Here is a 10,135-nt window from a genome sequence, read left to right on the forward strand (position 1 = left end):
TGGGCGGCGCCCCGCGCCCCGGCGCGAAGTCGTCCGCGCCCTCGGTGCCCCCCACCGCCGCCCCCGAGGCCGGCGCGGCCGCCGGCAGCGGCACGACGGCCGGTGGCGGCACGGCGGGCAGCGGCACCGTGTACCGCGAGGAGCGGCTCGCCGCCCAGGTGCAGCGGCTGGTCGCCGGGGCCGGCGCCCAGCCGTCCGCCGGGCCGCCGGTGGAGGTCGAGCCGGGTCTCTCCGGCGGGTCCTGCCCGGCGCCCGCCGGGGGCTCCCCGCTGGCCACCGACCGCGGCACCTTCGCGGGCGCCCCGGCCGAAGTCTGGGTGTACGCCGTCCCGGGCCGCCCCGACCAGCTGGACGTCTACCTCCGCTCCCCCGGCTGCGGCCCGCTCCTGCTGCACCGGACGGTCCCCGCCCGCTGACCCGCCCGGGCCGGGGCACCGCCCGGCCGGTACCACCCGAACCACCCGCCCCACCGTTCGATCCATGCCCCGCCCCGCCGCCCCGCTCCCACAGTGCGGTCACTGGTACTGATCCGCCTGGGAATGCGAGACACTGGTCAGTCGTTGTCCCGGGCGGCGGAGCAGAACCGCCCTCCCCGCACCTAGCGCGGGTCGCGATGCGAACCAGGAGATGCAGTGAGCGACGTCCGTAACGTGATCATCATCGGTTCCGGCCCGGCCGGCTACACGTCGGCGCTCTACACGGCCCGTGCCTCCCTCAAGCCGTTGGTCTTCGAGGGGGCCGTCACCGCCGGCGGTGCCCTGATGAACACCACCGAGGTCGAGAACTTCCCCGGCTTCCGGGACGGCATCATGGGCCCCGAGCTGATGGACAACATGCGGGCGCAGGCCGAGCGCTTCGGCGCCGAGCTGGTCCCGGACGACATCGTCGCGGTCGACCTCACCGGCGACGTCAAGACCGTCACCGACTCCGAGGGCAACGTCCACAAGGCCCGCGCCGTGATCGTCACCACCGGCTCCCAGCACCGCAAGCTGGGCCTGCCGAACGAGGACGCCCTCTCCGGCCGCGGGGTCTCCTGGTGCGCCACCTGTGACGGCTTCTTCTTCCGCGACCAGGACATCGCGGTGGTCGGCGGCGGCGACACCGCTCTGGAGGAGGCGACCTTCCTCTCCCGCTTCGCCCGCAGCGTCACGATCATCCACCGCCGGGACACCCTGCGCGCCTCCAAGGCGATGCAGGAGCGCGCCTTCGCGGACGAGAAGATCCGCTTCGAGTGGGACAGCGCGGTCGAGGCGATCCACGGCGACCCGAAGCTGACCGGTGTCACCCTGCGCGACACCACCACCGGCGAGACCCGCGAGCTGGCCGTCACCGGTCTGTTCATCGCGATCGGCCACGACCCGCGCACCGAGCTGTTCAAGGGCCAGCTGGACCTCGACGCCGAGGGCTACCTCAAGGTCGAGTCCCCCTCGACCCGGACCAACATCCCGGGTGTCTTCGCCGCCGGTGACGTCGTCGACCACACCTACCGCCAGGCCATCACCGCCGCCGGCACCGGCTGCTCCGCCGCGCTGGACGCCGAGCGCTACCTGGCCTCGCTGGCCGACCTGGAGGCCCAGGCCGCGGCCGTCGCGGTCTGATCCCACCGATCCCCGGGACGGGGGTGCTCCCCGCGCGACCGCGCGGGACACTCCCGCCCCGCCAGGCCGAAACAGAACGGGCCCGTTCGTTGTTGTAGACCTGGCAGCCCTCTCCCGTTTGACCCTTAGGAGTGACCGTGGCCGGCGCCACCACCACCGTGACCGACAAGACGTTCGATGCCGACGTCCTGCAGAGTGACAAGCCCGTCCTCGTCGACTTCTGGGCCACCTGGTGCGGCCCGTGCCGCCAGGTCGCCCCGATCCTGGAGGAGATCGCCGCCGAGCACGGCGACAAGCTGACCGTCGCCAAGCTGGACGTCGACGTCAACCAGCAGACCGCCGCGGCGTACAACGTGATCTCGATCCCGACCCTGATCCTGTACAAGAACGGCGAGCCGGTGAAGCAGATCACCGGTGCCCGTCCGAAGGCCGCGCTGCTGCGCGAGCTGGACGGTCTCATCTAGGTCCGGCACACGACGATGGCGGGGCCCCGGCCGGGGCCCCGCCATCGTCGTTCCCGGGCCTCGGACCGGCCCGGGGGAGCGGCCCGGGGACCGGCCCAGGGGGTCACGCGTTCAGAACGGCCGCAGCGCCGGCTCCTTCCGCGCCCCGCCCAGCAGCCGCTCCAACGCCACCTCCACGTCGCCCTTCCAGGAGAGCGTGGTCCGCGCCTCCAGCCGCAGCCGCGGGTAGCGCTGGTGCGGCCGCACCGTCTTGAAGCCGACCGCCAGCAGGTGGTCGGCGGGCAGCACGCAGCCGGGCAGCTCCCGGCCGACCGCCCCGAAGGCCTCGATCGCCCGGAACCCCCGTCCCAGGAGGTCCTTGGCCACGGTCTGCACCAGCACCCGTCCGAGCCCCTGGCGCTGATAGCCCGGCACCACCCGGCTGATCATCAGCTGGACGGCGTCCGGCGAGACCGGACTCGTCGGGAAGGACTGCGAGCGCGGTACGTAGGCGGGCGGCGCGTAGAGCACGAACCCCGCCGGGACGTCGTCCACGTAGACGATCCGACCGCAGGACCCCCATTCCAGCAGCACGGCGGAGATCCACCCCTCCTTCTCCAGCTCCGGCTTCCCTGACTCCACCGCGGAACGCCCGCTGACCGGGTCCAGCTCCCAGAACACGCAGGAGCGGCAGGTCGTCGGAAGGTCCTCCAGGTTGTCCAGTGTCAGCGGAGCGATCCGGCGTCCCATGCCCCGTACCTCCTCCTCCACGCCACAGTCGAGCATTCCCCCCGAACGCCGATGGGTGCATGTTTCACGTGAAACATCCGCTCACGTGGAACATGCACCCATCGATGACACCCGTACGGCATCCGATCAGCTCTGGGTCAGCCGGATCCCGTCCTCGCCCGGGGCCAGGCTGTCCAGGATCCGGTTCAGGTCGTCCACCGAGCCGAACTCCAGGACCACCTTGCCCTTGCCGAGCTTGCCGTTCCGCTCCGTGACCTCGACCTTGACCCGGGTCTCGAAACGGTCGGAGAGCCGCGAGGCCAGGTCGCCGAAGGCCGGCGAGATCCGCTTGCCCGTCTTGGGCGCGACCGCCTTCTGGGGCTTCGACGTCTCGCTGTTGAGCAGGATGACGAGTTCCTCGGTGGTCCGCACCGAGAGGCCCTCCGGGTTGATCCGCGCGGCCAGCTCCTCGCACCGGGACTGGTCGTCCAGCCGGAGCAGCGCACGGCCGTGCCCCGCGCTCAGCGTCCCGGCGGCGAGTCGGTTCCGGACGGCCGCCGGCAGCTTCATCAGCCGCAGGGTGTTGGAGACGTGCGGACGCGAGCGGCCGATCCGGTCCGCCAGCTCGTCGTGGGTGCAGCCGAAGTCCCGCAGCAGCTGGTCGTAGGCGGCCGCCTCCTCCAGCGGGTTCAGCTCCGCCCGGTGGAGGTTCTCCAGGAGGGCGTCCAGCAGCAGCTTGTCGTCCTCGGTGGCCCGGACGATCGCCGGGATCCGCTCCAGCCCGGCCTCCTTGGAGGCCCGCAGCCGGCGCTCGCCCATGATGAGCTCGTAGCGCTCGGGGCCCGCCTGCCGCACCACCACCGGCTGGAGCAGGCCCACCTCCTTGATGGAGGTCACCAGCTCGGCGAGCTTGTCCGCGTCGAAGGCCTCGCGCGGCTGGCGCGGGTTCGGCGTGATGGCGTCCAGCGGCAGCTCGGCGAACCAGGCGCCGACCACCTTGGCCGAGACGTTCTCCGACTCCAGGCCCTCCACCGCGGCCCTCGCCGCCACCGTGCCGCGCCCGGCCGGAAGCGACCCCGCCGGAAGCGACCCGGCGGCCGGCGCCGCCGCCCCGGCAGCCACTATGTCGGCCGGGTTGGTGGTGCGGATCAGCGCCTCAAGCCCTCGTCCCAGACCCCTGCGACCACTCACCGATTGCCCTCCGTCGTACCGTGCTGTGCCACCGGGGCACCGTACCCCGTACCGCCTCGCTGCTGCCCGACCACCGGGCCGCCGCCGCCGACGCCCACCGCGCGCATCGCCAGCTCCCGGGCGGCCTCCAGGTAGGAGAGCGCCCCCGTGGAACCGGGATCGTACGTGAGGACCGTCTGCCCGTAGCTGGGGGCCTCCGAGACGCGGACCGAGCGCGGGATCGCGGTCTGCAGCACCTCGTTCTGGAAGTGCGTCCGGACCTCCTCGGCGACCTGGGCGGCCAGCCGGGTGCGGGCGTCGTACATGGTGAGCAGGATGGTGGAGACGTGCAGTGCGGGGTTCAGGTGGGCCCGGACCAGCTCGACGTTGCGCAGCAGCTGGCCGAGGCCCTCCAGCGCGTAGTACTCGCACTGGATCGGGATCAGCACCTCCTGGCCGGCCACCATGGCGTTGACCGTCAGCAGGCCGAGCGAGGGCGGGCAGTCGATCAGGATGTAGTCGAGCGGCTGCTCGTAGGCCGCGATGGCGCGCTGGAGACGGCTCTCCCGGGCGACCAGGGAGACCAGCTCGATCTCCGCGCCGGCCAGGTCGATGGTGGCGGGAACGCAGAACAGGCCCTCGACGTCCCGGACCGGCTGGACCACGTCCGCCATCGGACGACCCTCGACCAGCACGTCGTAGATCGAGGGCACATCGGCGTGGTGGTCGATGCCGAGCGCGGTGGAGGCGTTGCCCTGCGGGTCGAGGTCGACCACCAGGACGCGCAGTCCGTGCATGGCGAGCGAGGCCGCCAGGTTGACGGTGGTGGTGGTCTTGCCCACCCCGCCCTTCTGGTTGGCCACCACTATCACCCGGGTGGCGGCGGGCCTGGGCAGCCCCTCGCCGGCCCGGCCGATCGCCTGGACCGCAGCCTGGGCGGCACGCGCGATGGGCGTGTCATCGATCTGGTCGACGGTCTCCGAGTCCTGCATGGGGGTCAGTGTTTCACGTGAAACCGGAGCGGCAACAGTCACCGCCCGGTTGCGGGCCAGGATGCCGGTAAGCATGGAGCGACGTTTCACGTGAAACACCATGCCCGCTTTGCCGGAAATCTGACGGTGCGACACTCCGCAGATCAGTCCCGCGGCCCCCCGGAGGGCGGTGTCCGGGCCCGTACGGCGGCCTGCGGGGTCTCCACGGACCGCCGGGGACCACCCGGCGGCCACCGGCGGCCCGGGGACCACCCGGTGCCGGGACGACGACGGGCGGGTGGTCCGAGGACCACCCGCCCGTTCACCGAGAATTCGCCGGCTCAGCGTCCCCGGCGCCGACCGCCCCGGCCGCGCTCGCCGCCACGCGCGGCGGTGCCCGCGTTGCGTCCGGCACGGGCCATCCGGGCCCGGCGCGCCGCGGCCTTCACCCCGCCGGGGCTCTCCCCCGCCTTGACCTGGACCACCCGGGTCGAGGTCTCCAGGGTGCCCTCGCCGACCGAGATGACCGACCACTCCTCGGCGCCCAGCTTGGCCAGCCCGGCCCGCGAGTCCGCGAGCTCCTGCTCGGCGCTGTCGCCCTTGAGCGCCAGCATCTGGCCGTGCGGGCGCAGCAGCGGCATGCCCCAGCCGGCCAGCCGGTCCAGCGGCGCGACCGCGCGGGCCGTCACCACGTCCACGGCGAGCTTGCCGACCATCTCCTCGGCCCGACCGCGCAGCACGGTCACGTTCTCCAGGCGCAGCTCGCGGACCACCTCCTCCAGGAAGGTGGTGCGGCGCAGCAGCGGCTCCAGCAGCGTCACCGAGACGTCCGGGCGGGCCAGCGCGACGGGGATGCCGGGCAGCCCCGCGCCGGAGCCGACGTCGCACAGCGTGGAGCCGGGCGGCAGCAGCTCGGCGAGCACCGCGCAGTTGAGCACGTGGCGGTCCCAGAGCCGGGGCACCTCGCGCGGGCCGATCAGACCGCGCTGCACGCCGGCGGTGGCCAGCAGCTCGGTGTAGCGGACCGCGGCCTCGTAGCGGTCGCCGAAGATCTGCCGGGCCACGGCCGGCGGCTCGGCCAGGGGCTCGACCACCGGCTCCTCGGTGCCCGTCCCGGGCTCCTCGGCAGCCCCACTCTCCGTGTCCATCTCAGCCTCTCCGCTCACCGGATCCACCGACCCGCTTCTCCGCACTGTTTCACGTGAAACACCAGCCCTCCGGCGCGGCCCCCGCCACCGCTCCCGAGGGACGACGACCCCGCCCGCGCGAGGCGGACGGGGTCGGTCCTTGGCCCACTCGTCACCGAGTCGCCGAGCCCGCTCTCCGGACTCAGGCCGGCAGCACGACCACGCACCGCTGGGGCTCTTCACCCTCCGACTCGCTGCGCAGTCCGGCGGCGGCCACGGCGTCGTGGACGACCTTGCGCTCGAACGGCGTCATCGGCCGCAGCTTGACCTGCTCGCCGGTGCTCTTCGCCTGCTCGGCGGCCTCGGCCCCGAGGGCCGCGAGCTCGGAGCGCTTGCGGGCCCGGAACCCGGCGATGTCCAGCATGAGGCGGCTGCGCTCGCCGGTCTCCCGGTGGACGGCCAACCGGGTCAGCTCCTGGAGCGCCTCCAGCACCTCGCCGTCCTGGCCGACCAGGCGCTGCAGGGCCCGGTCGTTGCCGTCGCTGACGATGGAGACCAGGGCGCGGTCGCCCTCGACGTCCATGTCGATGTCACCGTCGAGATCCGCGATGTCGAGCAGACCCTCCAGGTAGTCCGCCGCGATGTCGCCCTCCTGCTCCAGACGGGCGATGAGGCTGTCGTCGGCGCTGGCGGCGACCTCGGCCTCGACGGCGGAGGTGGTGCCTTCCGTCACTGATGGACTCCTTCGGAATGAGGCCCGGATGGTGGGCCGGGGATGATCGGTGGGCCGCTACGACGGGTCCGGGCCGTCAGGACTTCTTCTTCGGCCGCTGGCCGCCCTGCCCGCCGCGCTTCGGCTGCTGCCGGGTGCCCGGCCGGGTGCCACCGGTCTTCGCCGTCTGCTTGGCCGCGGCCGCCGGCTTGGCGGGCTCGGCCGCGGCGCTCTCCGCGGGTTCCCCGGCCTCGGCCGGGGCGTCCTTGGTCAGGCTGGTCGTCTGCGGGCCGGTGCCGGTGTGCTGGCGCTGCGCCTTGGACTGCTTGCGCGGCTGCTGGCGGCGCACCTGCACGGACTCCTCGACGACCGCGGCGGCGGAGGCGGTGTCCTTCTTGGCGGGGAGCAGACCGAACATCGGGCGCTTGACCACGGAGCCGTCCGGGTTCAGCCGGCCGGCCTTCTTCAGGCGGGCCTGGCGCTCGTCCCAGGCCTGGCTGCCCGGAGTCGGGTTGTTGCGGATGACGATCAGCTGCTGGCCCATCGACCAGACGTTGGTGGTCAGCCAGTAGACCAGGACACCGACGGGGAAGTTGATGCCCATGACCGCGAACATGATCGGGAAGACGTACATCAGCATCTTCTGCTGCTGCATGAACGGCGTCTTGACCGTGAGGTCCATGTTCTTGGTCATCAGCTGGCGCTGGGTGATGAACTGCGACAGCGACATCAGGACGATCATCACGGCGACGACGATCTTGACGCTGAGCTCGTCACTGCTGACGAAGGTCGCGGAGAGCGGGGCACCGAAGATGTGCGCCTGGGCGGCGCTGTCCAGCAGGGTGCCGTCGATCACGCCGATCGGCTCGTGCTCGGCCACCTGGGCCAGCACACCGTAGAGCGCGGTGAAGAACGGCGCCTGCACGAGGATGGGAAGGCAGCTGGAGAACGGGTTGGTACCCGCCTCCTTGTACAGCTTCATCATCTCTTCGGACTGGCGCTGCTTGTCGTTCTTGTAGCGCTCCTGGATGGCCTTCATCTTCGGCTGGATCGCCTGCATGGCCCGGGTCGCCTTGATCTGCTTCACGAAGAGCGGGATCAGGCAGATCCGGATCACGACCACCATCGAGGCGATGGCCAGACCCCAGGCCCAGCCACCGTTCGGGTCGAAGACGTGGCTGTACAGCGAGTGGAACTGGACGATGATCCAGGACACCGCTGTGTACAGGGGGTTCAGGAAGGAGAAGGTCACCGGTCAGGCTCCTTGGACATTGGGATCGGCCGCACGGCCAATGGTCGCCGGGCCCTCGGGGTCCGGACCGGCGGGGGGTGCGGTCTCCACCCGACCGGCGGCGGACCTGCGGTTCAGCAGGTCACGCAGCCGGCGGTGCCACACCGGACGCTTGCGCGGCGGGACATGGTCCACGCCGCCGGGCGTCCACGGATTGCAGCGCAGGATGCGCCAGGCGGTCAGGCCGCCGCCCTTCACCGCCCCGTGCACCTTGACGGCCTCGTAGCCGTAGTGCGAGCAGGAGGGGTAGTAGCGGCAGACCGGACCGAGCAGTGGGCTGATGGTCCACTGGTAGACCCTGATCAGACCCATCAGCAGGTACTTCATCGACCTGCTCCCGTCGGCGCCGTCGCAGCGGGCTCGGCCCTCAGCAATCGCTTCAGCGCCGCGTCCAGGTCGTGTTCGAGGTCCTGGTACGAGGCGGACGCGGCCTGGGGCAGCGCACGCACCACTATCAGGCTACCGGGGGGCAGCCTGAAGAGACGATCACGAACGAGATGCCGCAACCGGCGTTTCACCACGTTGCGGACGACCGCCGGGCCGACGGCCTTGCTCACGACGAAACCCGCACGCGCCGAAGGAGTCCCCTCGGCGACGTGCGGGCGGGAGTCGCTGGTCCGGTCGGCCTGGCCCTTGAGGTCACCGTCTCTGCTGAGATGGACGACCAGTAGGGGCCGGCCGGCCCGGCGACCGCGTTTCACCGCGGTCGCGAAGTCCTGGCGCCGCCGCAGCCGATTCTCGGAGGGCAGCACGACAGACTCTGGCGCGGATCAGGCGGACAGGCTGGCGCGGCCCTTGCCACGGCGGGCAGCCAGGATGGCGCGGCCGGCGCGGGTACGCATCCGCAGCCGGAAGCCGTGGGTCTTCGCGCGACGACGGTTGTTCGGCTGGAAGGTGCGCTTGCTCACTCGGGGGCTCCTGAGATGAATCGTAGGATGACGGGAGGTCGCTTGGCCGTCACCGTGCGTCCGCGTGATCTCCCCTAGTTCGGAAATCCGGCCCATCTCCCCAGTTCGGCTGGGGTTTGAGGCAATCCACGGCGCCCGTGCTGCGCGCCTTATGGAGCGGGTGGACCCGCGGACATGCGGCAGCGGCCATCGACAACTCGACCTGGTTACGGTACGCGGGACGGGGTGCGAGGGTCAAACCAGCCGTTCACCGAGTCCTCCGCCCACAGCCTGTGGACAACGACTTGAATCGGCTCTGTTCGCTGACTACCGTTGCAGGACTTGTCTGGTTTGTTCTTCGCAACCGCCGGTCCCCGGAGCAACCGACAGATCCACAGTCTCCAGATCCACCACCCCCCTGCTGGAGCCGCGGGGAACCGAGAAAGCGTGCACCAGTGGCTGATGTCAACAGCGACCTCGTCCCGGTCTGGACGAGGGTCGTCGAGCGGCTGGTCAGCGACCCGGACGTCGGGGAGATGGACAAGCAGTGGGTGCAGCGCACCCAGCCGATGTGGATGATGCACGACACCGCCCTGCTGGCCACCCCGAACGAGCGGGCCAAGCAGGTGCTGGAGGGCCGGCTGCTCCCGCAGCTGACCGACGCCCTCAGCCGCGAGCTCAACCGGCCGGTCCGGATCGCCGTGATGGTCGACGCCAACGCCGTCCCCACCATGCCCGGGCCCGTCCCGGCCGAGCCGCCCGCCCCGGAGCCGTACCCCGCCGTCGAGCCGTACCCGGGCGACCACCAGGGCGGCGACTACGGCCGCCAGGCGTACGAGCGCCCCTACGAGCCCGACTACGGGCGTGAGCGGTACGACGACGGCTACGAGCAGCGCCCGGCGCCCCCGTACGGCGGCCCGGGTAGGCCGCCCGCCTGGGAGGGCCGCCCGGCCTACCCCGAGCCTGGCCCCGGCTACGGCGAACCGTCCTACGGCGACCCGCACCAGGGCTACCCCGAACCGGACCCCGGGTACGAGCCCGAGGAGCCGCCCACCCCGGCGCGCCCCCGGCCGCTGCCCGGCCCGTCGGCGACCACCCAGGGCGACCTGTTCGGCGGCGCGTACGGCCCCGGTCCCGGCGAGAGGCGAGGGCCTCGTCGAGGTGGCGGAGCAGTTCGTGGAGCTGGCGGACGACCGGGAACACCTCG

The 10,135-nt window shown here is 71.9% G+C and carries 11 protein-coding genes and 2 pseudogenes; 4 read left to right on the forward strand and 9 right to left on the reverse strand.

The window, feature by feature from the left end; genetic code table 11:
• The 3 genes and pseudogenes from ACWEQL_RS37790 to trxA form a co-directional block, all read left to right on the forward strand.
• Positions 1 to 416: pseudogene (locus ACWEQL_RS37790) on the forward strand (hypothetical protein); the annotation flags it as partial.
• A gap of 216 nt (positions 417 to 632) precedes the next feature.
• Positions 633 to 1,598, forward strand: a complete 966-nt coding sequence (trxB, locus tag ACWEQL_RS37795; protein ID WP_452155351.1) for a thioredoxin-disulfide reductase — start codon at positions 633 to 635, stop codon at positions 1,596 to 1,598.
• 137 nt (positions 1,599 to 1,735) lie between these two features.
• Entirely contained in the window at positions 1,736 to 2,062 is a 327-nt protein-coding gene (trxA, locus tag ACWEQL_RS37800) for a thioredoxin (RefSeq protein ID WP_452155353.1), read from the forward strand.
• Positions 2,063 to 2,173: 111 nt separating this feature from the next.
• Here the strand turns inward: trxA and ACWEQL_RS37805 are convergent, their stop codons facing one another.
• From ACWEQL_RS37805 to rpmH, 9 genes are all read right to left on the reverse strand, one after another.
• The gene (locus tag ACWEQL_RS37805) at positions 2,174 to 2,791 is read right to left on the reverse strand and encodes a GNAT family N-acetyltransferase (protein WP_452155355.1); all 618 of its coding nucleotides are present in this window, start codon (positions 2,789 to 2,791) and stop codon (positions 2,174 to 2,176) included.
• 126 nt (positions 2,792 to 2,917) lie between these two features.
• Positions 2,918 to 3,961, reverse strand: coding sequence for a ParB/RepB/Spo0J family partition protein (locus tag ACWEQL_RS37810; RefSeq protein ID WP_452155357.1), 1,044 nt, complete (start codon positions 3,959 to 3,961; stop codon positions 2,918 to 2,920).
• Positions 3,958 to 4,905, reverse strand: a complete 948-nt coding sequence (locus tag ACWEQL_RS37815; RefSeq protein WP_452155369.1) for a ParA family protein — start codon at positions 4,903 to 4,905, stop codon at positions 3,958 to 3,960. Before ACWEQL_RS37815 ends, ACWEQL_RS37810 begins: the two co-directional genes overlap by 4 nt.
• Positions 4,906 to 5,252: 347 nt before the next feature.
• The gene (rsmG, locus tag ACWEQL_RS37820) at positions 5,253 to 6,059 is read right to left on the reverse strand and encodes a 16S rRNA (guanine(527)-N(7))-methyltransferase RsmG (RefSeq protein WP_452155359.1); all 807 of its coding nucleotides are present in this window, start codon (positions 6,057 to 6,059) and stop codon (positions 5,253 to 5,255) included.
• A 181-nt stretch (positions 6,060 to 6,240) separates the two neighbouring features.
• Positions 6,241 to 6,771 carry a Jag family protein gene (locus tag ACWEQL_RS37825; protein WP_452155361.1) on the reverse strand — a complete coding sequence of 177 codons (531 nt, stop codon included), beginning with the start codon at positions 6,769 to 6,771 and terminating at the stop codon, positions 6,241 to 6,243.
• Between the two features lie 76 nt (positions 6,772 to 6,847).
• On the reverse strand, positions 6,848 to 8,002 hold the full coding sequence (gene yidC / locus ACWEQL_RS37830; RefSeq protein WP_452155363.1) for a membrane protein insertase YidC: 1,155 nt from the start codon (positions 8,000 to 8,002) through the stop codon (positions 6,848 to 6,850).
• Positions 8,003 to 8,005: 3 nt separating this feature from the next.
• Positions 8,006 to 8,368: a membrane protein insertion efficiency factor YidD gene (yidD, locus tag ACWEQL_RS37835; protein ID WP_452155365.1), complete on the reverse strand. Its 363-nt coding sequence runs from the start codon at positions 8,366 to 8,368 to the stop codon at positions 8,006 to 8,008.
• Positions 8,365 to 8,793 (reverse strand): ribonuclease P protein component, encoded by a 429-nt coding sequence (gene rnpA / locus ACWEQL_RS37840; protein WP_452155367.1) that lies wholly within the window; start codon positions 8,791 to 8,793, stop codon positions 8,365 to 8,367. The genes yidD and rnpA overlap by 4 nt, the downstream gene beginning before the upstream one ends.
• Before the next feature lie 18 nt (positions 8,794 to 8,811).
• Positions 8,812 to 8,949, reverse strand: coding sequence for a 50S ribosomal protein L34 (rpmH, locus tag ACWEQL_RS37845; RefSeq protein ID WP_030059672.1), 138 nt, complete (start codon positions 8,947 to 8,949; stop codon positions 8,812 to 8,814).
• Between the two features lie 434 nt (positions 8,950 to 9,383).
• Between rpmH and ACWEQL_RS37850 the strand changes: the two are divergent.
• Positions 9,384 to 10,135, forward strand: a pseudogene (locus tag ACWEQL_RS37850) (chromosomal replication initiator protein DnaA); the annotation flags it as partial.

The organism is Kitasatospora sp. NPDC004240, assembly GCF_053603215.1.

Coding starts and splice junctions, on each gene's coding strand:
- rsmG (WP_452155359.1), bottom strand. CDS start 6,059: ATGGACACGGAGAGTGGGGCTGCCGAGGAGCCCGGGACGGGCACCGAG.
- ACWEQL_RS37805 (WP_452155355.1), bottom strand. CDS start 2,791: ATGGGACGCCGGATCGCTCCGCTGACACTGGACAACCTGGAGGACCTT.
- yidD (WP_452155365.1), bottom strand. CDS start 8,368: ATGAAGTACCTGCTGATGGGTCTGATCAGGGTCTACCAGTGGACCATC.